The 26393-nt window shown below is 55.6% G+C and carries 12 protein-coding genes; 6 read left to right on the forward strand and 6 right to left on the reverse strand.

The window, feature by feature from the left end:
• The first annotated feature begins 487 nt into the window (after positions 1 to 487).
• Positions 488 to 3133, forward strand: coding sequence for a diguanylate cyclase (locus tag FHS27_RS08910; RefSeq protein ID WP_184304541.1), 2646 nt, complete (start codon positions 488 to 490; stop codon positions 3131 to 3133).
• Between the two features lie 56 nt (positions 3134 to 3189).
• Here the strand turns inward: FHS27_RS08910 and FHS27_RS08915 are convergent, their stop codons facing one another.
• Together FHS27_RS08915 and FHS27_RS08920 are read right to left on the reverse strand one after the other, a co-directional pair.
• Positions 3190 to 5328, reverse strand: coding sequence for an aspartate aminotransferase family protein (locus FHS27_RS08915; RefSeq protein WP_184304298.1), 2139 nt, complete (start codon positions 5326 to 5328; stop codon positions 3190 to 3192).
• Positions 5329 to 5369: 41 nt separating this feature from the next.
• Positions 5370 to 6641, reverse strand: coding sequence for a hypothetical protein (locus tag FHS27_RS08920; RefSeq protein WP_184304300.1), 1272 nt, complete (start codon positions 6639 to 6641; stop codon positions 5370 to 5372).
• Between the two features lie 77 nt (positions 6642 to 6718).
• Between FHS27_RS08920 and FHS27_RS08925 the strand changes: the two genes are divergently transcribed.
• Positions 6719 to 7285, forward strand: coding sequence for a TVP38/TMEM64 family protein (locus FHS27_RS08925; RefSeq protein WP_184304301.1), 567 nt, complete (start codon positions 6719 to 6721; stop codon positions 7283 to 7285).
• Between the two features lie 63 nt (positions 7286 to 7348).
• Here FHS27_RS08925 and FHS27_RS08930 read toward each other — a convergent pair whose 3' ends face one another.
• Positions 7349 to 9034, reverse strand: coding sequence for a GH3 auxin-responsive promoter family protein (locus tag FHS27_RS08930; RefSeq protein WP_184304303.1), 1686 nt, complete (start codon positions 9032 to 9034; stop codon positions 7349 to 7351).
• 197 nt (positions 9035 to 9231) lie between these two features.
• On the opposite strand from FHS27_RS08930, the gene FHS27_RS08935 reads away from it, so the two are divergent.
• From FHS27_RS08935 to FHS27_RS08950, 4 genes are read left to right on the forward strand one after another with little or no spacing between them, the layout of a single operon-like run.
• Positions 9232 to 11595, forward strand: coding sequence for an efflux RND transporter permease subunit (locus tag FHS27_RS08935; protein WP_246419323.1), 2364 nt, complete (start codon positions 9232 to 9234; stop codon positions 11593 to 11595).
• Positions 11592 to 12719 (forward strand): ketopantoate reductase family protein, encoded by a 1128-nt coding sequence (locus FHS27_RS08940; RefSeq protein ID WP_184304307.1) that lies wholly within the window; start codon positions 11592 to 11594, stop codon positions 12717 to 12719. Before FHS27_RS08935 ends, FHS27_RS08940 begins: the two co-directional genes overlap by 4 nt.
• A 2-nt stretch (positions 12720 to 12721) precedes the next feature.
• The gene (locus FHS27_RS08945; protein ID WP_246419325.1) at positions 12722 to 13903 is read left to right on the forward strand and encodes a dipeptide epimerase; all 1182 of its coding nucleotides are present in this window, start codon (positions 12722 to 12724) and stop codon (positions 13901 to 13903) included.
• A 10-nt stretch (positions 13904 to 13913) separates the two neighbouring features.
• Positions 13914 to 14759, forward strand: a complete 846-nt coding sequence (locus tag FHS27_RS08950; RefSeq protein WP_009094091.1) for an alpha/beta fold hydrolase — start codon at positions 13914 to 13916, stop codon at positions 14757 to 14759.
• A gap of 49 nt (positions 14760 to 14808) precedes the next feature.
• On the opposite strand, the gene FHS27_RS08955 is transcribed toward FHS27_RS08950, so the two are convergent.
• The 3 genes from FHS27_RS08955 to FHS27_RS08965 form a co-directional block, all read right to left on the reverse strand.
• Positions 14809 to 16473: a GH3 auxin-responsive promoter family protein gene (locus FHS27_RS08955; protein ID WP_184304309.1), complete on the reverse strand. Its 1665-nt coding sequence runs from the start codon at positions 16471 to 16473 to the stop codon at positions 14809 to 14811.
• A 61-nt stretch (positions 16474 to 16534) separates the two neighbouring features.
• Positions 16535 to 24070, reverse strand: coding sequence for a type I polyketide synthase (locus FHS27_RS08960; RefSeq protein WP_184304311.1), 7536 nt, complete (start codon positions 24068 to 24070; stop codon positions 16535 to 16537).
• On the reverse strand, positions 24067 to 26385 hold the full coding sequence (locus FHS27_RS08965; protein WP_184304312.1) for an AMP-binding protein: 2319 nt from the start codon (positions 26383 to 26385) through the stop codon (positions 24067 to 24069). Before FHS27_RS08965 ends, FHS27_RS08960 begins: the two co-directional genes overlap by 4 nt.
• Positions 26386 to 26393: the final 8 nt, after the last annotated feature.

Raw genomic sequence — 26393 nt, forward strand, 5'->3', positions numbered from 1 at the left:
AGTATTTTTGGGGTCGGGTCGGTTGATCTGAGGTCCGTCCTTGGGGATTGGGATGTTCGGGGCAGCGTGATCACGCCGGTAATCCGGTTCCCAACGATGTGACCGGTCGTCCTCGTTCTACCGAGCAGTGGGGAGCCGACACAGATAGGTTACCGAATCGTCTAGCCTCGGAAATGGGCCACCCCAATTGGTCTGACCGGAATGATCGGCACAAAACACGTTCGCCAATCCACTCAAAGGATTGGAAGACCATGCATTTTACGCAAACGCACAATTGTGACCAAGAGTTTGCCAGATATTCTCAACTGGATTCAGGGATTGTTGGCGGACAATCCACTCAGGCGATCGACAGCCCACCCGGGTTTCGATGGCCGAAAGTACCGAATCAGTGCGGGAAGTCGCCTCAACTAACCGTCTTCGATCGTTCTTTCGTACAAAACTTTTGTTCAAAGCAGTCCTCGCATCGCTCCGACTTGCGTTCGCACTTGTGTGCGTCGGAATCGGACTGATACTCGGTGCTCAGTGGTTCGGATTCATCCCCGATTCACGCATCGAGCAGGAAATTGCGCGCCGAAAGACCTGTCAAAATATCGCCATCAGCACGCTCGATGACATCCGAAATCAGCGTTGGCCGATTCTCGATTCGATGCTTCGCACGATCGTCAACAAAGACGACCAATTGCTCTCAATTGGCATTCGGACGGACGTGGGCGTTCTGCGCATTGCGACCGACAATCACACGCGGTGCTGGCATTCTCCGGAGGCAGCCAGAAAACTCAACGCCCCCGACGGTTCCAAACCGATCGTGGTTGACGACGTTCCGGAATGGGTTCGAAGTGGACAATCGGCATCGAAAAAGACGAACGCACCTTCCAGCCGTTCGGGTCTGAGTTTCACCGAAGACGGTCGTGCAAAGATCCGCTCGCTCGCAAAGAAATTTACCGGTGCCGGGCAGACCGACGAGGCTGCCACTGCCAGCGCACCGTCGGATCCGGCAACACAGACCAACGACAACCTGTGTTTAGAAATCCCGATCATGTTGAAGAATCAACACTGGGGCAACTTGGAATTTTGCTTCCGGAACCCACCGACCGGACTGTTCGGTGGCGTGCTCGACGCGGGAATCACCAAATTCATTATCTTCTTCGTCGCGTGTGGGATGGGCTCCTACACACTGCTGATGATGCGAATCATGGGTGTGTTCTCGCGCACCCAAGTCGTTCCGGATCGTGTTCGTCAAGCTCTCGACACGCTTGCGGAAGGCCTGCTAGTCCTCGACGGATCCGAGAAAATCGTCCTCGCTAACGAAAACTTCCTGACCATCAATGGTTTCGAGATGGAAGAACTGATCGACCGATTGGCGTCGGACCTGCCGTGGTTCTTCCCTGGAAACGCGACCGGAGACTCTTCGCCCAAACGGGTCTTCCCATGGAGCCGCGCGATTCAAGAACGTCAAAGCGTCACCGCGGAAATCCTCCGTATGACCGGACGTGATGGCGTGCACCGTGTGTTCAGCGTCAACGCGGGGCCGATCGGCGAAGACAACAAGCAAAAGGGTGCACTGGTCACTTTCCAAGACGTCACCCACGTTGAAAAACACCGGGTCGAACTTGAAAACATGTTGACGATGCTCCGCAAGAGCAAAGACGAAATCCAAAAGAAGAACCAAGAACTGGAAATCCTGGCCACCCGCGATGCGTTGACGGGTTGTTTGAACCGTCGCGCGTTCTTTGAGCGGATGGAACCGATGCTCGAACAGTTCCGCCGCGAAGGCCGTCCGCTGTCGTGCTTCATGGTCGACGTCGATCACTTCAAGAGCGTGAACGACACTTACGGTCACCACACTGGTGACGAAGTGCTTCGTTCGGTTTCGGCGGTCCTACGTCAAATGTTCGAAGAACAACACATCGTTTGTCGTTACGGCGGCGAAGAGTTCTGCGTCATGCTGCCTGGATTTGATCTTGATCAGGCGTTCGATGAGGCGGAACGAACACGCCTGGCGATTATGAATGTTCGCCTAGCCGACCCGGAAGCACTCCGTTTGACCGCGTCAATCGGAGTTAGCGAAACCCGATTCGGCGCCGCCGAAACCCAAGACCTGATCAACCAGGCCGATGAGTGTTTGTATGTCGCCAAACGTGGCGGACGAAACCAAAGTGTGGTGTATGACCCCGAGCGTGTATCGGTGCTCGGTGAAGAAGAACCTCAAACCACCGACATCGCCGATCCTGATCTGGCGAAGCTACCGTTCCACGCGGTCACCGCGTTGGTATCGGCTCTGGCCTACCGAGACCCGGCAACGGCCGAACACAGTCGACGGGTTGCCGACCTTTGCGTGAAAGCATCGGACGGATTGCTCTGCCAGAGAGAAACCTACGTGCTCGAGATCGCCGCATTGCTGCACGACATCGGCAAAATCGGCGTTCCAGACACCGTACTGCATAAGCCAGGACCGCTCGACGAGAGCGAGTGGAAGATCATGCGTCGACACAACACCGTCGGCCTCGATATCATCGCCGGAACATTCCACTGCGACGAACTCGAAAACGTCATCCGCAGTCACCACAGCATGTCACGCGACCGTGGGTCGAACCGACCGATCGATTTCAAGAGCATGTCGATTTCGGCGCGACTGCTCAAAATCGCGGACACGTACGACTCGATCACATCCGACCGAACCTATCGTAAGGGGCGCAGCAGCGAAGAAGCCGTTCTCGAACTGCGTCGTTGTGCAGGAACTCAGTTCGACACCGAATTGGTCGAACACTTCCTCAAACGGACCGTGCTCGGAAACGACGACATGGCGCTCGGGTACCCAACCTCCCGAGGAATCGCACTCGCGGTACCGAAGCACCTCGCACTGAAAATCGGACAACAGATCGAACAACTTGCCGACGCGATCGACGCCCAAGACATTGAAGGTCTACAAAAACTCGCCGCTGAATTAGCCGAAATTGCGGAAGAGAACTACCTGATGCCCATCGTTGATTCCGCGGCACGAATCGGAATCGTCGCGCAAGAGTCCGAAGAGGACATGCAGTGGATCAATCTCTTCAAAGAAACTCAGATTCTGATGGACCTCTGCCGGGCCACCCAGAACGCTCACCTCGCCGAATCGAGTCACTCGCACTAAGCGGTCAATGCTGTTGTCTCGGCATTACCGAATAGGGATGACGCGCAGGGCCTGACCTAAAAGCGTCCGATTTTAGAGTTCACCGTATTGACGACAATCGGTTTTAGCAGCCCAACAAAACCGCTCCGAAGTGCTCGAACAAACGTGTCGATGACCGCATCAATCTCGTCAATCGTGATGCAGAGGGGAGGAACAAAACGGATCAAGAATGGCTTGTCGGGATTGAACGCAACCAAGACGGGTTGTCGCGCATCGTTGACGCAGCGTGATGCAATCAAACCGCCGAACGAGCCCCGGAGCAATCGCGGCAGTTTTGATTCCTCAAACTCGATCCCAATCATCAGCCCTTCACCGCGAACTTCTTTGACAAACTTTAGATCACCCGACTTCGCTCTCAAACGCTTCAAAAAATGCTCTCCAGCGACTTTGGCATGATCAGCGAGCCCGAGCGTTTCCCCCGCTTCGATCGCGTGGAGCGCCATGTGGGCGCCGAACTGACAACGATACATGTTTGCATATCGTTCCACCGCAGCGGCGTTGGTTTCGCTCGCTCGCTGGTAGACTTGGTCGGTCACCAAAGTTGCCGAAACCGGAAACACGTTATCGCTCATCGCCTTGCCCATCAAGACGATGTCCGTTTCCGCGATCTTGCCTTGATGATTTAGAAAACGTCCGGTTCGGTACATTCCCGTTTGAATTTCGTCGATGGCGATGAAGAATCCATGCTCCTTCTTTTGCGTGACTAAGAAATCCAAGAATTCTTGCGGGCACGCTTTGACGCCGCCCTCTCCTTGAACGGTTTCCAAAATAACCACTGCAACGTCGTCCGTTGCGAGCAGATCGAGCAACTCCTTTTTGCCTTGGTCACCAAACGGGTCCACATAATGGATGTGTGGATACAGCGGCCCGAACGGGATTTTGAAACGATCGCGTGACGTTGCGATTAACGAAATCAGGGTCTTACCACCGAATCCGCCCTTCAACGCAACGATCTTTTTCTTGGGAGCCGACGCGAGCAACGCCATCGTTAACGCAGCTTCCGTCGACGTCGCACCACTGACGGCGGGAATGACATGTGCAAACCCGGTCTTCTCTTGGACACGCGTTTGCAGATCCGCCCAGTAGTCATGGTTCTCATCGTGATCGTTCATCACCGCGTCGACGACGTCCGCCGGATTGTGTCCGTGCAGGTTGACGCCGTACGTCCCGGATGCGTCGATCACACTCTCGTCGCCTCGTCTCGTCGCCGTCGTGATCCGTGCCCCGTACGCCGAACGGATGTTTTTGTTGAGGCCACTGATGTTTAACATCGTCGCCATTTTGGGGCTGCAGTGCGTTTCATACAACTTTGTGGCCGCCGGATGCGATTCAACCGCCTGTTGCATTGAGTCCGCGACCGAACGCGGCAGATCCGCAAACCCTGGAGTCGACTGCAAGTAAGTCAACATCGTCGAGAGACTCGCACTGTTGCCGCCCCACGTGTTGCTGTGCAGGTTGTAGTCTTTGACGTTATCCCACACCTTAAAGATCGGCTTCGACATCAAGAAGCAACCGGCCGGGATCTTGTGATCGGCTAGGTTCTCGCCAAATGCGATCACATTCGGCAAACACTTCAAACGCGACGCGACAGGTCCGCCGGCCGACAAATCGGTGGTCGACTCATCAAGAATCGTAAAGATTTCATTCTCTGCCGCGTGGCGGATGACGTCGTTGAGCGAATCGCTGGATATCTGGTCCGCGTACCGGATCAGAAGACTCGATGGCGATTGCTCTCTTGCGTAAGCACAGAAACGATCGAAATCGTCGAAGTAAACCAACCCGGGCACGAGAGCTTCGTCCACACCGAAAGAGAACGGGTCGAACATCTGCTGCAGCCAATGGGTCGGATCGTAGACCGCCGTCACGAGAGGCTGGTTCGGCCGGCGAACAAAATGGTTGTGGCGAACCACTTTCAACGCCCCGGAAATGGACTCCGATGTCGAACTGCAAAAGAACGCATGAAAGGCCTGAGGATCAGGACGATTGCCGTTCACCAACGCGTGCAACAGGCACGCCGCACGAGCCTCGAACGATGAAATCTGCATGCGAACGTAAAACGGCACCCGCTCGCGAACATGAGTTTTCAAACGCTCCACATCACCCGCGCCAAAGCCATTGGATAAAAAATTGTATTGCGAGGCAGTATCCATCGTCATGTTTGACCGAAAGGGCGAGAGCGAAAAGGAGACGGGGAACGTTATGACAAAATCGAGTGTATTTCCTCGATCGTCTCTTGAGGCATGTCGTCAATTATTTTCGCAGCAGAATGCGGCAATGAATAGTTGTCGACCGTGCCTTTGGCAAGATCTCGAGCCGAACGCGGGTTAGCGAGCAATAACAAAATGACAGCCGTCGCGGGGACCAGACTCAAAAGGTCCTCACTCGGCCGTGTCATCTCACTTTCGCAGCCATCACGGCGAGTCCAATGATGCAGCAACTTTTTGACTAATTGTGTCCGCGATGCACCGTTGTAGGCGTCGGCAATCATCACGATAAAACCGTTATGGCTCAGCACACCTGGCTGAACGTCAGGCATGCGGTTAACGTGCTCGCCCACCGATATTCGCACTGTCGCTTCACACAGATTCACGCCGCCCACCAAGGCATTGAATGATTCGCCGATCCGAGGATTGCATTCGATGTAAAACGGCTGCTGCGTTTCAGCCTCGTAGAAGTATTCCAACGAAAGCGGCCCGTGCCAGTTCAACGCACTCCCGAACCGCTGGACGTGCTCTAACACAGGTGCGTGAATCGCAGTTCGACGCAGTGCCGGACCTCCTCCGATCCCCGTTGCGAGAACATCCGCACAAGCGGCCCCGACTAGCCTTCCGTCCTGAAAAACCGCACTGACTTCGGCTTGCCTGCCCGGGGCGGGTTGTTGGATCACGATCGGCAATCCTTCCTTCCACACTCCGGCGTGCTCGAAACGCTCGACGGTGTCGCGGAGTTCCGTCAGGTCCCCGACCCGCTCGACGCCCAAACTCGCGGTGCTGTGAGCGACCTTCACAAAACAAGGGAAGTTCTCGTGAGCGAATAGTTCCGATTTGGTTTCGACGATTCGTGACACCGGTGTCGGCAGTGTGAGTTCGTTCATCAAAGTGGCAAACTCTGCCTTGCTCTGAACTCGCTGGATCGCATTGAAATCCGGAACCGCTAGCCCGACGTGCTTTTGCAGTTGATCACGAAAACGCGAAAACGCATAAACCTGTTCATGGGTCGGGAATAAAACATCGTACCCGTCCTGGCGAACGCGATCCGCGACGAAGCGAATGTAGCCGATCGGGTCTTTGGCGATTTGAGGACAAGCGATCCGTCGCGACACTCGCGTCGAAAAACGGCATTGGCACCACATGGACGGATCGAGGATATCAACCGAGTAGTTACGCGGCAGGCCGTAGAGCGTTTGCCTAGCAGAATTGCTCGAACCTTCCGAAAGGAGAATGCGAGGATTTTCGACGGTTCGATTCATCTCGATGGTGGGTTCCGTATACGAACGGTAGAATGGCGATGGTTTGGTTCAGAATCCCTTCTTGCTCGTGCGAACACATGTCCTCTCCGCGTCGGTTTTCGACACGCTTGATTCGATCACCGGTCTTCTACACGATTCTCGTTATTCTCGTTGCCGGCTGGTTTACCATGCAGTGGTTAGCGGAGAACGACATTGAACAAATTCGACAAACGTATGGTTTGAATGCGGTCGCCATTTTGCTTCCCACGCATGTGTTGATGGCGTTGACTCCGTTTCCTTCCGATCTCTTTTCGATCGCAAACGGAGCACTCTATGGCGTCACCATCGGTACCGGATTGAGTTGGATCGGCTGGTATATCGCCGCGTTGATTCAGTTCGGACTCGGACGGCGGGCACGAAAGGACTTTGACTTGGAACAAGAGGTAAACCGCATTCCGAGTTGGCTCCGTGGCGTGCCCGTCGAGCATCCATTGTATTTGATTGGTATTCGTCAGGTCCCGTGGCTAGGAATGCATATCGGCTCGTTCGTGCCGGGTGCGGCCGGCGTGAACTGGCGGAGGTTTCTGTGGTGTTCCGCCATCGGCACGTTCCCCGGTTCGTTGTTAATGACCGCGATCGGGGCGGGCATTGTCCATTGGTCTTAAGGGTCCATTGGTCGTAAAGCCCCTTGGTCATAAGGCGTCCATTGGCCACCAGTCACTTGTTCATCAATCGGACGCTGCGGTGTCCGATAATGCCCGAAACTTTTCCGCCAATTCTTGCTTCGCCGCGAGAAACGGATGTTTGTACGCGTAGGTATCGTTTCCTTCACCTGACGTTTGTATTTGACGATGCTCAGCCCAGGTTCCCTCTGGCACACGGACCACCGTCACGCCAGCCATACGGTGGCCCTGCAAACGATCATCGTACTCGCAATTCACCTCACTGAGACGCTGATCGACGCGAGCGGCAATCTCGCGAACTTTCTCCGCGTCGAACCGTTCCTCGATGAGCAGTCGATAATAGGCAGGATCCCCCGGCACGGGCACCAAGCTGTAATGGTCGATGAGGACCCCACAATCTTGAAATGCTTGCCCGACCGCTTGTGTAACCTGCAACTCACTGAGCTTCTCGCCCGTCATGCTGGAATAGTGAGCGCCTTTGTTTAGGAAGGTCAACCGCGGGCATTGTCCGAGGAAACCGTCGCAGCGGACGACGTCGTGAATGTCATAGCGATACAGACCACTGAGCGTTGACATCAGCAAAAAGTATTCTTGCCCCTCTTCCAGCTCGTGAGCTTCCAACACCGTGGGATTGGGTGTTCCGTGTTCTTCGGTAGGAATGAACTCAAAAAAATGACTCTCGTAGTCGAGCAATCCCGCACACGATTCGTCCTGCATCGGCGAGGTCATGTGCCCTTCACTGGCAGACAACCCATGATCTCGCAGCGGCGCGCCGCCAAAGTACTGTCGAACGCTCGGTAGGTACGCAGCCACCGATCCACCCATCCAAACAGACACGACCGAAAGGCCCGGCCAAAAGTCTTTGGGGTACAGGTGACCGGTTCGTTCGACCACCGCGTCGAGTTCCTTGGCTCGTTTTCGATTCGGCCCTTTGCCGCGTTGCTTCAGCACGGCTCGCACGTCCGCCGGCACGTCCACGTGATCAGAAAGAGTCCCATCGTGAACGTCTCGAATCAGCCGCTCTTTTTGCTCGTCGGCCATCCGGGCGAGATGCATTAACGTCAACGGGTTCGCGGTCACAATCATGCCAACGCGAGGTGACTCAATGGCCACGCGCAAGGAGGCATACTGTTTGTTCTCGGTGCCTTTGACCTTGAGGAGTGCGTTGGGCAGGATAAAAAGCGAATTCGTGATCCGAGGCCGAGTCTCCGCCGCCAATCCACTGATGCTGCCGCACGGGATACCGCCGGCGGTCCGAAACTGATCCCAATCGCTCGCCAGTGTCAACGTATGTTTGGAGAGCAGGTCGTTGTGATCCCGGTAGGTCGCCAATCCCCAGTAATTCCAACTCCGTCGATACTCTTCGAAGAAATGGTTGGTGATCGGCACGTATTTCGACTCGCTCGTCGTTCCCGACGTCATCGAGAACATCAGCACTTTGGTGTCAGGGCCGAACAACGCGCCCGGATTGCCGTTCTTGACCTGCTCGATGTACGGGCGGTAGGTCTCGTAATTTGCGATCGGCACGCGGGCGCGAAAATCCTCTACGCTGCGGATCTTTTCAAACCCGTGTTCCCGTCCGAATTGGCTGTCTTGATTGAGCCGAATTTTCTCCATCAACCGCCCCCGCTGAACGGCCTGACAATCAGCCGTGCCATGGAGATATCGCTTCAGCCGCCGAAGCCGCCATTGGAGATACCCGAGGCGAACGTAATGGGAGATGGAATGCATGAATTCAGTCGTGAGAGGAAATCCAGAACGGGTCGTATCGTAATCCCCTTGGGCTGTCGTACAAGGACGCTATGACGTAACATTCCGACTCCCTCAGGAGCGTGAAATGGGGCCCAAAATCCGGCGATTGCGGGACCATTGCTGACATCGCGTCGGCCCCCACGCGGCGACGTCACGATTCGACGAAAATAGCGGAAATGACTGAGAAACAGCCCGACCTAGGCGACCCGAGTTTGTTCAGCTCGACATACGTGCGTTTGGCCGCTCTAGCGGTACTGGGACTCCTGGTATCGGCGCCCTTCGTCGTCCACGGTTCAGACAGCGGTTTGTTGTCGATGTTCAACGCTCCGCTGATGTGGGTCGATCGGGATGCCAGCGCCCGTCGCGAATTCAACGAGTTCATCGACCTCTTCGGTGCTCATGACATGATCGTCGTCACCTGGCAGGGTTGCGAAGTCGACGACGAACGTCTGAGGGAAGCCGCCAACGCGATCGAGAAAGTCCAATCCGATCGCGCCGCATCCAATCAAGAACGCCTGTTCAACAATGTGTTCTCGGGCAAGACGCTGCTCGACTCTTTAACATCGATGCCGATCGATCTGTCTCGACAGGTCGCGTTGGACCGTCTCAACGGAGTCCTCGTGGGACAGGACGATAAGACCAGCGGCCTCGTCGTCGAACTAACCGAATATGGAGCCGTTCAGCGACGTGAAACGATCCCGTTGATCAAACAAACGATCACGAACGCGATCGGCATTCCCGAGGACGAATTGATCATCACCGGGCCGGCGATTGACGGCATGGCGATCGACGACGAAAGCAGCCGCTCGATCCAGCAATACAGTATCCCGTCGATCTTGATCTCGCTCGTCCTGTGCGTGGTCTGCCTGCGATCCATTTGGCTGACGATCCCAATTCTGGCCGTTGGCGCGTGGGCGCAAGGCTTCATGCTCGCGTCGGTGTACTACGGCGGCGAAACGATGAACGCGATCCTGATCGTTCTCCCCGCACTCGTGTTTGTCCTTGCTGTCAGTGTCGGCATCCACCTCGCCAACTACTTCCTTGAGGAGATCGACGCGGGGGAAGGCAGCAACGCGCCTCGGCGTGCGATTCGCAAGGCAACCGGCCCCTGTGTCCTAGCGGCACTGACCACTGCCATCGGGCTCGCTTCACTTTGCATCAGCGACGTCGAACCGATACGCCAATTCGGTTTCTTGGGAGCGATCGGTGTCCTCGTTTGCGTCGGATTGCTGTTCTTGATGCTGCCCGGCTTCATGGTGATTTGGTTGAAGGTGTCGCACGGACGTTACATACCGCGAACACGTCACCACTCATCTGGTAACGCTGATGGAGCTTCCGCGTCCGATTGGCTTTCCTTTGCCAGCGTCTCGGGATGGATCGCTCGATACAGTCTTGTGATACGAACACTGTGCATTACCGCGATGATCGTGTGCGGGTTCGGCTTGGTCCGCTTACGAACCACGATCGATGTCGTCTCGTTGCTTTCCGAAGACAACCGTGCGGTCAAAGACTTTCATTGGGTCGAAGAGAACATTTGCCCGTTGGTCCCCATCGAGGTAGTCATCTACTTTGATCGCGACAGCAACGTTGACCCGATCGACCGGCTGAGAATCGTCGCCGCGATTCAGAATCAAATCTCACAAATCGAAGTCTTAGAAGGAACGATGTCCGCCGTGACGTTTGTCCCGAGCTTCCCGCGGCTAACAGGACTCGGCTCCACGATCCGCAAAACCGTATTCCTGCGACAGATCGACCAGAGTCGTGACGATCTGATCGAATCACATTTTCTTGCCGAGAGTGAACGAGGCGACGCTTGGCGGATCAGCGCGAGAGTGAAGGGGCAGGCGCATTTCGACTACGGGCAGTTTCTCGACCGGTTACAAACCGAAGTTGATTTTGTTCTCTCCAAAGCGGAGGAAGCGGGCTACCACGGCATCTCGTCTTCCAGTACCGGCGTCTTGGTACTGGTTTACCGCATCCAAAAAATGTTGCTCGCGGATCTGTTTTACAGTTTTCTAACCGCACTCGCTCTCGTCGCCGTCGTAATGATGGTCGCCCTTCGCAGCATCCCGGCGGGACTGCTCGCGATGCTGCCAAATGTCTTCCCGACACTGGTTCTCTTCGGCACGATGGGATGGTTTGAACACGCCATCGACATCGGTACCGTCATGACCGCCAGCGTCGCTCTCGGTATCGCCGTCGATGGAACCTTCCATTTCCTGAAATGGTTCATTCAATCACTCAATGATGGTGAATCGAAAGAGTCAGCGATTAAAATTGCCTACGAACGGTGCGGCGGTGCCTTGATTCAGACAACGATTATTTGTGCATGCGGGCTCATGATCTATTCCTTCAGCGGCTTCTTACCGGTACGCCATTTTTCATGGATTTTGCTGATGATGCTGGTCGCGGCACTTTTTGGCGACCTCGTCTTATTGCCGGCTTTGTTAGCGGGCAAACTGGGCGACCTGCTTGGAAACGTCAATCCGTCGTCACCTGACACAACACTCCCGCCCGCCAGTACCGAGTTGCCCAAGTGACCGCCACATCGACAGCGTCCACACTATCGACCGTGCCATCGGCGAACGCGAAGTCGGCAGCGAACGATACCGCAGTGAAAAAAATCAGCGTCATCGGGGCAGGTGCGATCGGAGCGATGTTCGGCGGGTTAATTAAACGTAACAACCCCGATATCGACGTCGTCATGATCGCACGCGGCGACCATTTAGAAACGATGCAGGAACGGGGCTACGTTGAACTGCGAGGCGACTGGGGCAACGTTAACGCACAAGTGACGGCATCGTCCGAACCGTCCGCGATTGAAGGCTCCGATCTCGTTCTCTTCACCGTCAAGACTCAAGACACCGCGACAACCGCCCAAAGGTTCGCCGAATCGATCGGCGACGCAACGGTGGTTTCGCTTCAAAACGGGATCAACCAACACATCCTATCGCAGACGATTCGCAAAGATCGGTTGCTGGTGGGGATGACGGCTACCAACATGGCAATCGTTGCTCCCGGTGTGATCGAGTGTGCAAGGCGTGGCGTGAGTGTGATCGGTCCAGCATCGAAGGACGTCACCCCCGAGGTGGTTGAAAACGCTCGCCGACTGCTCGACTCATCGGGATTGCCCGTCGAAGCCTCCGAGCAAATCCTCGGCGTGCAGTACAACAAACTGTTATTCAACACGATGGGATATGCGTCCGTGTTGTCCGCGACCGACTTTTTAAGCGGTGGGATCTTCAATCGCAATTGGCGCAACAGCGTTGCATTACCGATCCTGCAGGAGGGCTTTCGCGTGTTGTCCGCCGCCGGGATTCCGTTGCAAAAAGCCAGCGGCGGATCCGACGTTCTGCGGTTTCATCGATTGATGCGAATCCTCAACGTGCCCGGGCTCGATTCGCTGGTTCGGTTGGTCGCACAAGGACCGCTGCATCCACCACGTTTGGTGTTCTCGGTCTATCAAGATCTCATGCGAGATCGACCGACAGAAATTGATTACGTCAACGGAGAGATCGCCCGACTCGCGAGCGAAAGCGGAGTCCCCGCACCGTACAACTCGGAAGTGGTCCGCATGGTGCACAAGATGGAAAAATCCAAAGAGAAGCATTTCATGAGCCGCGAAGAAATCGCTCAGCACTTCCGATCACTCGGAGCGAAATAGCGATGCGTGTAGCAGAATTGACGGGCATGATCGTCCGACTTCAATTGAAGAAGGAATTCAAACACGCATCGTTTTCTCGATCTTACAGCGACAACTTCATTGTCCGGTGCCAACTCACCGACGGAACCGTCGGATGGGGCGAAGGAATCCCACGGACGTACGTCACGGGTGAATCTCCCGAAGGCGCCATGGAGCAACTCGCCTCCACGGATCTGTCACAACAACTCGGCGCGGACTGCGGCGATTGGCACGACGTGATGCAGATGTGCGGCGACTATTGCCCCAATGTCGGCACGGACAATCCTCGTGATTGCCTCGCGAACGCTCATCGATGCGCGGTCGAATTGAGCATCCTTGACGCGTTCGGCAATCTCTTCCAATCTCCTCTGAGCGAAGTGACAAAAACACTTGCCGTCGCGTCACCCATCTACAAATCATCCGATCGAGTTCAGTACTCCAGCGCGATCAGCACTGGTAGCCCGCGGAAAGAAACACTGAGTTCATTGGCAATGCGGATCTACGGCTTCGGGCATTGCAAAGTGAAAGTCGCGATGCACCCCGATCTCGACGCGGCGCGACTCAAACGCATGCGACGATTTGTAGGCAAACGCATGGACCTGCGAGTCGATGCGAACGAAGCGTGGAGCCCCAATGAGGCGGCCAAACGCATCGAAGAACTCGAGCCCTACGCAATCACCTGCGCCGAACAACCAGTCCACCACGATCACGTACGGTCATTGGCAACCGTACGCAGGAACGTGCGAACGCCAATCATGCTCGATGAGTCACTCACGAGCGAACACGATGCCGCGTGCGCGATTGAAGACGAAACCTGCGACCTATTCAATATCCGTCTTTCCAAGTGCGGCGGATTCCTCAATAGCTTGAACCTCGCAATCATGGCCCATCAAGCCGGACTCGGATATCAACTCGGCTGCCATCCCGGTGAGTCGGGAATTTTATCCGCCGCTGGACGACACTTTGCCTCATCCGTCAATGCGATCCGCTATCGAGAAGGTTCCGCCGATCGACATCTTCTCAAAGATTCAATCATTAACGAATCAATCACCTTTGGCCGTGGCGGATGGGCTCCCGCGTTGCACCAGCCCGGCCTGGGAATCACCGTCAACGAACCTGAACTCTCACGATTTGTGTTGCAGTCTCGAACCTTCCCAATCTCGTGAGACGCCTGTCATGATTCATCCCAAACTCGAGTACTACACCGGTCACGATTCACGCCGTCTCGCCGCACGGGTCTGGAATACCGAGGCCCCGATTGCGGATGTCGTTTGTCTTCACGGAATCGTCAGCCACGGAGGTTGGTATGAATCCAGCAGCGCGAGCCTCGCCGAAAACGGGATGGACGTGCACTTTCTCGAACGTCGAGGTTCGGGATTGAATGTCGATTCCCCCGGAGATGTCGACGATTGGCAAACCTGGGTTTCGGATTTCGTTGTCTATCTACGAAAACTCCCAAACAACCGTCCAAAGATTTTGCTGGGGATCAGCTGGGGAGGAATCCTCGCGACATATATTGCCAAGCAGCATCCGGAATTGGTAAACGGTTTGGCCTTGATTTGCCCTGGGCTTTACTCGAGCAAGGCGGCCAATCGTTTCCAACGCATCGCCCTCCGCGTTGCCCGTTCGGTTGGCGTTCTCAACAAACGGGTTCAGGTCCCGTTGCAGGATCCAGCACTCTTCACTCATTCGCCAGTTTGGCAGGAATACATCAAGACCGACCCGCTAGCACTGCGTGAAATCACGATCCGATTCGCAATCAACAACCTCAAACTGCTCAGCGAAGCGACAACCGCCCCCGAGAAGATTCAGACGCCCGTGCTGCTGATGCTGGCGTCGACCGATCCGATCACCGACAACAATGCGACTCGCCGATTCGTGCAACGCTTTGGCACCTCCGACAAAACCGTCATCGAGTACGAAGGGGCCTCCCATACGCTGGAATTCGAAGACGATCCGTCTTCCTACTTTCACGACCTTGCGAAATGGTGCCAAAAGGTGGCGTCGGCTTCAACGACTTAACGGTCGCCCGTCGAATCGAAACGGTAACTCACGCCATCAGTCGCAAGAATCATCTACCGCGGGCGAGCGATCCAAGATTCAGTTGGTCGAGAATCGCGTCCGACGAACCGAGGAACGTGTGTTTGTACTGTTCCTGAGTGCCACCGCGATCGGCAATCTTTTCATTACGCAATCGCGTCCAGGTACCAGACGGAACCGTCTTGGGAAGAATGGGTAACAACCGTTTCGTTTTCAAACGGTTTTCGTATTCGCAATTGAGATTTGCTAATCGGGCATCGATGGCCTCGGCCAACCGCTCGACGCCGTGATCGGCCTGCGATTCGATCAATAACATGTATCGAGGCACACGCTCCATGACAGGCACCAGCATTACCGTCTCAACGGTGCGTCCGGAATCCACGAACGCCTCACGGACGGCGGTCGCGACTTGGTACTCGGTCAGTTTTTCGCCCGTCATGTTACTGCAGTGCACGCCTTTATGCAGGAACGTCAATAGTGGCGTCTGCCCTTCAAACCCGACGCACTGAACCACATCATGAATGTTGTACCGGAACAAACCGCCTGAGTTGGTCAACAAGATGTAGTACGACTGCCCCTCTTCGAGTTCATGCGACTCTAGGATGGTCGGATCGTCGGTACCGAACTCGGCAACCGGAATAAATTCGTAGTAATTGGAGGTGTAGTCCAACAACCCCGCATTGGATTCATCCTGCATCGGAATCGTCATTCGACCTTCGCTCGCAGAAAGCCCGTGATCGCGAAACGCAGATTCACCATAGAGTTTTCGAACATCCGGAATGAACGCGCCGACGGAACCGCCCATCCACACGCCTACGACGGACAATTCAGGCCAGAAATCACGAGGCAGTAAGTGCCCGGTGCGATTCACGATCTCTTCCAGTTCATCACAGCGGCGTTTACTGACACGGCCAACACGTTGACCGAATGACGCATCACCTGACTTTTTCTCGCCATCGGGCATGCTAATCGTTCCGTCACGCATGTCCCTGAGCAACGTTTCCTTATGCTGGTCGGCGAGGTTTGCCAAACTGATCAACGTTAACGGGTTCGCGGTAATGATCATGCCCACGCGTCGCGATGGAAGTGCCAATCGCAACGTCATGTACTGCCGACTCGTCCAATCGCTGATTTTTCCCACCTGAGGTGGAACGATGAAAGGACGACGTACGATCGGCGGACGGGTCTCAGCGGCTAGTCCGCTGATGCTACCGCACCAAACCCCCGATTCCGTTTGGCTCTCCTGCCAATCACCGGCGAGATGCACGTAGTCTTTGCGTGCCAAGTCCATATGATCCATATGGGCTTTGAGCCCCCAGATTTTCCATCCCCGTTTGTAGCTTTTTACAAAATCGTCAGTGACAGGAATCAGCTTGGGTTTCTCGGTCGTCCCTGACGTCAATGCGAACATCAACAAACGAGTCTGAGGTCCGAACATCGCTCGCGGATTACCGTTGCGAACCTCATCCATGTACGGCCGAAGATACTCGAAATCCGTAATCGGAAGTTGCCGACGGAAATCTTCCGCGGTTCGAATCGACTTCAATCCATGCTCACGTCCGAACCGGCTTTCGGCGCATAGCTGGATCTTTTTCCTCATGACCTGCTGCTGGATCTCACGCGATCGCACATTGTTCGCCAACATCCGCTTGACGATCATGGACTGCAATCGGATATACGCCCAACGAGCATTCATAAACTAGTCTCAGGAGATATTTTCAGAGTCCGAGGCGTGTCGGTGCGAACGATCTCGCGAATCACAGGGAGGGCAGGCTAGGCTGAGCAAGCAGGTCGCTGATTTTTTCGGCCATCGCAGAAACATTCGGCGGGGTCATCATCGTGAAGTGATGCCCTGAGACTTGGTGCAGCCGGAGTTGCACCAATTTGCCCCAACCGAGATCCTCATCAAAGGAATGCCCGGTCGCGTGTGAAAGCAAGCCGGTGACCTCTGGCCTCAACATCTCCACCGACAAGTCACTCGGCGGTGGTTCATAACCCTGCAGAATCTTAACGTGTTGCTTGCAAACGTTGATCAAACGCTCGAGATACATCGCCGTCGTTTTCGCGGGCAAGATACCATGATCAATCGACAACCGCAGCACGTAATCGAGCGCGTCTTTTTCGCTCAATTGATGGAGTGATTCGTACGTAATTTCCATCGAGGTACCAGCGAAATAGTTGGCAAACTCCACCAAATCGACCAGAAACATTGCGTTGTCGCCGAGATCCACGCTCTCAAAGACAACAGGCAACGGTGAATCAATCATGATCAGCGACTGCACCGTTTCATCATTTTCCTGCAGTCGCCTTGCGATTTCATAGGCAAACACACCGCCGGTCGACCAACCGACGAGGCTATAAGGCCCACTGGGTTGAGTCTTGCGAATGATCTCGGTGTAGTCGGTAACCAAGGCGTCCATGGTTTCATGGGCGGTCGATCCTGCCTGCAACCCCTGAGCTCGCAAACCATAGACCGGACGATCCTTGATCGCGCGAGCGAGTGAGTCGTAACAACGAAGGTCGCCGCCAACGGGATGCAAACAGAACAACGGTGCATGATCACCCTGTGAACCGCCCAATGCGACGATCCCCGGCTTCGATCGCGACTCGGTGCGAGGACGCGCAGGTGTGTCTGTCTTTTCAGCAATCGGTGTTGCTTTACTCTCCGCCGTCTCCTCACTCAACCGACCCGCTGCACCCTCGAACGCCTCCCCCGCGACTCGCGCGAGCGACACGACACTGGGGTCATCAAACAAAGCTGACATCGGCAACTCGATTCCCAACCGGGACTCGAGCTTCGATCGCAACTCCATCCCCATCAACGAATCGAGTCCGAGCGACGCCAACGGTTGATCCGCCTCGATCGCATCCTCGTCGGTGCCCATCACGTCGGCCAGTTCGGACGCGACAAACGACTGCAATTGCTGCAAGCGTTCCTCTGCCGATGCCGCCATCAAACGGGCGACCAATTTTTCATCGCGAGCACCGCCCGAGTTCGATTTCTCGGTCGACGCCGTTGCCGAGCGAAACTCACTCATCAAACTCGATCCGCCGCCCACCATCTTACCGAGCATCACGTTCCAATTGACGTCCATCACCGCGAACGGCGTCACGCGATTCTGGATAGCGAGATCGAGCAAATGCATTGCCGTACTCGGCTGCAATGGACTCATGCCGCGTTCTGCCAATTGACGCCGCACTTCAGGTGTCGCCGCCATCCCTTCCGCATCCCAAGGGCCCCACGCGATCGATGTTGCCGGTAACCCAAGCCCGCGACGGTAATTCGCCAATGCATCTAGGAATGCATTCCCGGCCGCATAGTTTGCTTGTCCCGGTGAACCAATCGTTCCCGCAACGGACGAGAACATGACGAAGAAATCGAGTTGGTCATCGAAAACATCGTGCAGATTCCACGCGCCATGAGTCTTCGGCGACATCGCTTGATCGAGTTGATCCAGTTCCATGGTCTGCATCAAACCGTCGCGAAGCACTCCCGCAGCATGAAACACGCCGCGAATAGCAGGATACGACGACGGCAGTTGGCGAACAGCGGCAACGAGACTTTCTCGATCACTCACGTCACCCTGCAGAACAGCAACCGAAGCACCGCACTCCTGCATCGATGCCAGTTCTTCCTTCACGTCATCGCTACTGCGACGAGTGAGAATGGCCAAGTGCGTGGCCCCCTGGGTAACGGCGTACTGCGCGACTTGGCGGCCGATCGCTCCCAATCCGCCGGTGATGAGGACGGTGCCATTTCCGAACGACAGCGTGTCAACCGAATCATGCGATGCAACGCTCGTCGCCGGTGCAGCCTCGTGCGTCTTTTTCGATTGGCGATCGGGATAAGCCACGACAACCTTACCGATGTTTTTCCGTTGCGACATGTATCGAAACGCATCCACAATGGCTTCGGGTCCGAACGTCGTCAACGGCAGTGGGCGGTACACGCCCTGATCAAACAGCGGTCCGATCTCGGCATACAACCGCCGGATGTCATCGGGTCGCTGACGCAGCATGCGGTCAAGATCGATCGCGTGGTACGACAGGTTGTCTTGGAAAGGCCATAGGCCGATGCGGCGGTTCTGATAGATATCGGTCTTCCCGATTTCCAAGAATCGTCCGTATGCCGCGAGAATCGAGAGACTCTTCGTAATCGCTTCGCCAGGCAAACTGTTGAGCACTACATCGACGCCATATCCCGACGTGATCTCGAGAATCTCGTCGGCGAAATCGAGTGACCGCGAATCCATGACATGCTGCACGCCGAGCGAACGCAAGAATTCTCGCTTCAAATCGCTGCCAGCGGTTGCAAATATTTCAGCACCAACGGCCTGTGCAATCTGAATCGCTGCCTGACCGACTCCCCCCGCACCGGCATGAATGAGAACCCGCTCGTTTTTGCTTAACCTAGCCAACGAACACAACGCGTGATGTGCGGTCAGAAAAGTAATCGGGATGGTCGCTGCGTCTTCGTCAGAAAGGTTCTCGGGAGTCGCAACGATCGCATAATCCGCCGTCGTCGTGTGCGATCCAAAACTGTACGGTGCGACCCCCATCACTCGTTGACCGGGGCGGAACGCATCAACGGCCTCGCCGACACGCGAAACCACCCCTGCACATTCAATCCCCAAAGGCACGATTTCGTCTTTGACGCCTGGGTACAGACCGAGGGCTTTGAGCACGTCGCTGAAATTCAATCCGGCGCTGCGTACTTCGATCTCAACTTCGTTCGGCTCGAGCTTCTTCGATCCAACCGGAACGTAATGCAGTTCGTCAAAACTGGGCGAGTCACCCAATCGCAGACTGAAACGTTCCGAGGCAGGCAAACTTTGACGCGACGCGCCTTCGGTTCGCAGAAGATCCGCCGCTTTTTCCAACCGTGCCACATATCGTTCACCCGCCCGGAAGGCGACGTGGTCTTCGCTCGAAGCATCTTCGCCAACGAGTCGCGTCAGTTCGGCTTGCACTCCATCCACGCAAGACTCGATCGACTGCGACGGATCGAGGTCCAGGAATGTCATCGACAGATGAGGCATCTCGACCATGGCAGTGCGACCAAGCCCCCATAACGCAGCCTGCGACGGCGATACATCGTCGGTATCAGCGATCGCATTCGCACCACGCGTGACAAAGGTCGTGTGTGCAATCGGCAACGAAGAATTCTTCGCGAGCGTGCTGAGCAACAACAACGCGTGCGAACATTCACGATGAGCGAACTCGGCCGGGTTGTTTCCGTTCTCCGATTCGTTTCCGATTGCCCAAAGATCAATGATGGATGTCGGTCGGTCAGATTCACCACTTAGGCTACCGAGCAACTTCTCGTAGTTGTCTCGTTTGTCCGGGTCGAGGTGACACGTCGAAAGGCCGGGTGTTTCGTCGGATGGTTCGAAACGGAATGCCTCTCCCTGATGCACGACGCAAACCTCGTCACCCGACTCAATAACGCGTGCGATAAAGTCTTTCGCTATTCCGGTCCTGTCGGCAAAGACGACCCAGCGGTGGGATTGTTTCTCACTCTGATCACTCGAAACCAACGCCTGACGGTGCCATCGTGTTTGATAGAGCAATTCGTCTGGTTTGGTCTGGCCTGACGAGCGTTGCTTCGAGACACGCTGGACGCGAGCGCCGGTGATTTCAGCAATGACCGATCCGTCGTCAGCAAACAAAATGATATCGGCGTCGAAGGTGTCCGTTGCCGTCGAGGAACTCGCGTTACGGGTGTAAACCCATAGCGGACCGCTAGGAACATCACGAAAAACACGAACCCGTTCCGCGTGTGTTGGCAGAACCAAATCAGTGACCGAATCATCACTGGGATCAATCACAACGCCTGCGATCGATTGCAGACAACCGTCCATGACGGCCGGATGAAGCACATAGTCTTGCAGTTCATTCTGCAACGGTTGCGGCAACTGTATTTCGCACAGGCACTCGCCATCGCCCGCCCGTAGGTCTGAGACGACTTGGAACATCGGCCCATACTGCAATCCGCATGCGGCCATTCGCTGATAGAATGATTCACCACCGATTTGATGGCTCATGCGTTTCTGGATCTCGGATCGATTCAACGCGTCCGGAACGGCGTCACTATCCAAAATTCCGTTGAGCGTTCCCGATGCGTGCAGTGTCCACGTTTCGTTCGTAGTCTCGTCATCTGAATCGGGACGACTGTAAATCTCAATCGATCGTTCACCTCGCAAATCAGGCCCAACGCTCAGTTGAACCACACGGCGACTTTCACCGGCGAGAACCAATGGTTGTTCGATTGCTAGGTTGCAGAGCGAGTGATTCCCGGAACCAAACAACTCATTTGCGATCGTCAGAGACTGTTCCATGTAGGCCGCCGCGGGCACCACCGGAGTTTGATCGAGCCGATGGTCATTCAAGAACGCGGGATGATGGGCATCGAGCGATTGCTGAAAAACGACCTTCTCACCCGCCATCGGCAACCGAACACCGACAAGAGCATGCGTGGCACGATTGGACGCATGTGGCAATGGACTGATATGTATGTCGCGTCGTCGCGTCATGTCGTACCAGTGCCGTTGCAAGTCGAACGGATAGGTCGGCAACACCACACGTTTCCGACGATACGGTTGATCGAAAGCCATCCAATCGACAGTCACGCCGCGGACGAACAATTCAGAAAGGCTTTCGTTGATCACGTCCCAATCGCTTCGCCCGTTTCGCAGCGATGGCAACCACGCGATCGGCTCGCTACTCCAGAGTCGGCTTGCGAGCCCACACAACGTCGTGCCGGGGCCAACTTCGATCGCTGCCTCGAGCGGAAAGGATTCGAGCGTGCGTGATGCGTCGACAAAGCAAACGGTATGTCGCAGATGATTTCGCCAGTACGCCGGCGAGCAAACTCGATCGTCGAGTTTCTTTCCGTCGTGACTGGAAATCAAAGTGATCTTCGGCGAATGAAATGTCATCTCGCCCGCCAACCGCTCGAACTCATCGAGAATCGGATCCAACAAGGGCGAATGCATCGCGTGGGAGACTTCGAGCGCACGTGTTTTCACGCCCGCGGATTCAAACTGATTCAACAGATCCGCCACCACATCACTGCGTCCGGCGATCACGACGCTCTCAGTACCGTTATGGGCGGCCAGCGACACATCGCTCTCGTACGGCAGGATCAGATCAGTAACTCGATCTCGATCAGCAAACACGACCGCCATCGATCCATCACGCGGCAGACTTTGCACCAACCGCCCACGGTGAGCGATCAGTGTCAATCCGTCACGCAGCGAGAACACACCGGCCTCGCACGCGGCGACATAGTCACCAATACTGTGACCGAGCATGACGGTCGGTTCGATTCCGAACGAACGCCACAACCGCGACATCGCATACTCGATCGCAAAGAGCGCCGGTTGCGTGTACTGAGTTTGGTGAATCAGCGGTTCGTCAGAATTGTCTTCAAATAAAACATGCAGCAACCGATGAGGCAGCAGGTCGGCGAGTATCTCATCACACGCATCCAACGCGTCACGAAAAACGGGATGGGTCTGATACAGTTCGCGCCCCATTCCCGGGGTTTGTGCACCCTGTCCAGGAAACAGGAACGCGATCTTACGACGCCGATCGCCCTTGACCGCACCATGCTTGACTCGCTTGGGTGTCTCGCCGCTGGCGAACGATTCGAGCATCTCTTTGAGTTTACCCGCATCGCCCGTTGAGATCGCGAGACGATGTTTGAATGCGGCACGGCCTACCGCAGCGGTGTAACAGGCATCGGCGAGCGGATAGCTTTGAGGATCCGCAATCGATTCGCCCAAACGTCCTGCGAGTTCCTGCAACTGCTTAGGCGACTTCGCGGATAACGTCATCAGATGCTTCGGACGATCCGGCCGAACATCTGCGGACGTCGCTGGCATCTTTGACGATTCGTTAGCACTCGCGGCTTGGGCCCCCTCGAGGATGAGGTGCGAGTTCGTGCCTCCAAAACCGAAGCTGCTAATGCCGGCGATCGCCTTGCCTTTCACCCCGTCCCAGGGCATCATTTTTTGGCAAACTTGCAGCCGACTGTTCTCAATCTCCGCGTGCGGATTGATCTTTTGAAAATGAGTTTGGCCCGGAATGGTTTGATGATTGAGCATCAGGACTGTTTTGATCAGCGACGCCATCCCGGCGGCTGTTTCCGTGTGCCCAATGTTCGCTTTGACGGACCCCAAAAAGACTGGCTGTGCCTCTTCGCCTTTACGGTTACGAAACACTTCAGCCAACGCACCGAGTTCGATCGGATCCCCTAGCGGCGTGGCCGTTCCGTGTGCTTCGACGTACGAAACATCATCGGGGCTACATCGTGCGTCTCGCAACGCACGCCGGATCACTTCAACCTGAGCCGTTCCTCGCGGGGCAGTGATTCCTGAGGTCAATCCGTCTTGGTTGACCGCGCTTCCTCGGATTGTCGCGAGAACCATGTCGCCGTTGCTGACCGCATCGGACAAACGTTTCAGCACGACCGCACCGCAACCTTCACCGCGCACGTACCCGTTCGCCTGATCGTCAAACGGACGGCACTTTCCATCCGGAGACAACATGTGCGCTTGCGAAAATGCGAGCGTAGTTTCCGGAGTCAAAATCGCATTGACGCCACCAACAATCGCCGCGTCACACTCGTTGCTGCGCAGGCTTCGGATCGCCAAGTGTGCCGCAACCAGCGATGACGAACACGCGGTATCGATCGCCAAACTCGGGCCTCGCAAATCCAGCGTATACGAGAGCCGGTTCGCCGCGATGCTTAACGCATTGCCTGTTCCGGAATAAGCAGTGATTTGCTCAAAGTAATTATCGAGCTGCACAGGAATGCGAGAGTAATCCGTCCCACCGACGCCGACAAAGACGCCCGTCGACGATTCGCGAAGACTCGTCGGTGCAATCCCGCCGTACTCGAGAGCCTCCCAAACGACCTGCAGCAACAATCGATGCTGAGCATCCATCTTCTCTGCTTCACGCGGCGAGATACCGAAGAACGCAGCGTCGAAACGATCAATGTCGTCGAGGAATCCCCCCCAACGCGTTGTCATCTTCCCCGGTGTCTTGCCAGTGGGGTCATAGAACGACTCGAGATCCCATCGCGACGTGGGGATTTCCCCGGTCATGTCGAGGCCGTCTTGGATCAACTTCCAATACTCGGCAATGTTCGACGCACCCGCGAACCGACACCCCAACCCGACCACGGCGATCGGTTCGGCAATGCGATCGGTCTCGCCCATCGCTTTTTTAAGGAGTGCTAATTTCTCGGGAGATAACTTTGCCATTCGCTCCGAGGTCGAACTCATTGACGGGGCTCCGTCTGATCTTGTGCAGCGAGCATCGCGGCGGCAGCACTGTCCGGCATTTGTTCGAGTTCGGCTAGCAACTGATCGAACTGATGTTCGCTAAGATCGTCCATTCCGTCTTCTGAAGTATCTACATTCAGCTCTGACTCGTTCTCCGAATCATCGACATTGCGACGAACGATCATGTGCGACAAATGGCGAGCCAGCGTCGATGGACTCGGATACGTCCACGCGATCGTTGGCGACAATTTGAGATTCAGACCACTTTCGAGTTGGGCAATCAATTCCATCGACGCGAGCGAGTCGAGACCGTAGTCCGCAAAAGGTCGGTGCGGATCAAAGTCGCTGTCATGATCATCCGCTTCTTGACGCAACCAACGCGTCAACAACGTTTCGATCTCTTCAGCCATCGTTTCCGCGTCATCGATCTCTGCGACCTCAAACCACTGTGTCAGATCACTGATCGTCGGCTGACCGTTACTCTCACTTTGCGGTTTCGCGTCGCCTGCGGACGCCGCAAATGACCATCGACAAACACTCTGAAGCTCGCCGAGCCGGTATTGCTCACGGATGTCCGCGTAGCGAACTTTCCCGCTCGTCGTTCGCGGCAAGGATCCCATCCGCAGCAAAATCACTTCGTGAACGAATACATCATGTTCAGCCGTCACATTGCGGCGGATCTCAGGAATAATCGCTTCGCGTTCAGAAGCCGACGCGGCACGATCCACCTCCTGCACAAGGACGAGTTGATTCTCGCCATCGTTTTCGACCAGGAAGGCACCACCGCCGCCAGGAATTAACATCTCGTGAGAACTCTGAACCGTCGCCTCTAAATCATGTGGGTAATGATTGCGTCCGCGGATAATCAGCAACTCTTTGCGACGGCCTGTCACGTAGAGCGATCCGTTTCGAATGAATCCGAGATCACCGCTCCGCAGATAACCGCCCTCATCGGAATTCGCGAGCTGTCCGTTGAACGTGGCCGCCGTATCCTCGGGGCGATTGTGATAGCCTCGAGCCACATGCGGACCACGGATCCAAATCTCACCGACTTGATTCTCGCCACATGGCAATCGAGTGTCAGGATCAACGATCACAACCTCTTCGTTCATTGGTGGGCGCCCACAGTTCACCAATTCAATCGGATGACTTCGGTGGCCGCCATCGAACGAGTGTTCCGATGATTCGATCGGCTGCGCGTCGACTGTCGTGACATGCCCATGCTTCTGCAAATCATCCGGATCGACCGAACAAGTGGCAAGCTTGCCAGGACCGTGACCGCCGGCAACCAACAACGTCGCCTCGGCGAGTCCATAGCACGGATAAAATGACGAGTCCGAAAAACCATACTGCCCGAACTTCGCCGCGAACCGACGCATCGTCGACGATCGGATCGGTTCAGCACCCGAGAAGGCCACCCGCCAACTGCTTAGATCGACGCCATCGATCTCGGCAGGCTTGATCTTTTTCAAACACAATTCATAAGCGAAATTAGGTGCACCGCTGACAACCGCTCGGTATTCGCTAATCGTCCGCAACCATCTCGCGGGTCGCTGCAAGAACGACAACGGCGACATCAGCACGGTCGTGCCGCCTACAAAAATTGATTCCAGAATCCCACCGATCAATCCCATGTCATGATACGCCGGCAACCAAGAAACGCCGACCTGTGCCGTCTCGCACGAAAGGCCGAATCCCTTGCGAATCATCTCGAGGTTGTGGGTGATGTTCCCATGACTGACCACGACGCCTCGCGGATCTTTCGTCGAACCCGATGTGTATTGGAGGAATGCGGTACTCGATGCTCCCAACTCAGGCATCTGCCACTGCGACGCCGACGCGGACTCGAGTTCGCAGATACTGAGCCACGTTTGGTTGCCGAGCCGTCCCGCCGTTTCGGAATCTGCCAACAACTCAACGACACGTTGTGTCGCCAACATTGCTCCCGGTTGAGCGTCCTCGACGATCGCGGACAACCTCGCCGACGGTCGTCGCGGTTTAGGGTAGGTCGCCGGAATCGCGAGCACACCCGCGTACGCACAACCTAGAAATGCTTTGATGAAGTCCAGCCCGGGTGGAAAAACCAATGCAACGCTGTCACCTGGATTCACTCGCTGGAGCAACCCGGCGGCAATCTGACGCGCCGCATGATCCAACTCTTGGTAGGTCAGCGTCGACGATTCATTCTCATCTTCCAAAAACCGAAACGCTAAACGCTCAGGATACGAACGACTGCGAGACATCAAAATGTCGACCAAAGTCATTCCATCGTGCCCCTCAGAACGGGGAGAATTATCTGGCGGAACAATATTCATCGCATAAA

Origin of the sequence: Aporhodopirellula rubra (genome assembly GCF_014192335.1) — a bacterium.
In the GTDB taxonomy this organism is placed as follows: domain Bacteria; phylum Planctomycetota; class Planctomycetia; order Pirellulales; family Pirellulaceae; genus Rhodopirellula; species Rhodopirellula rubra.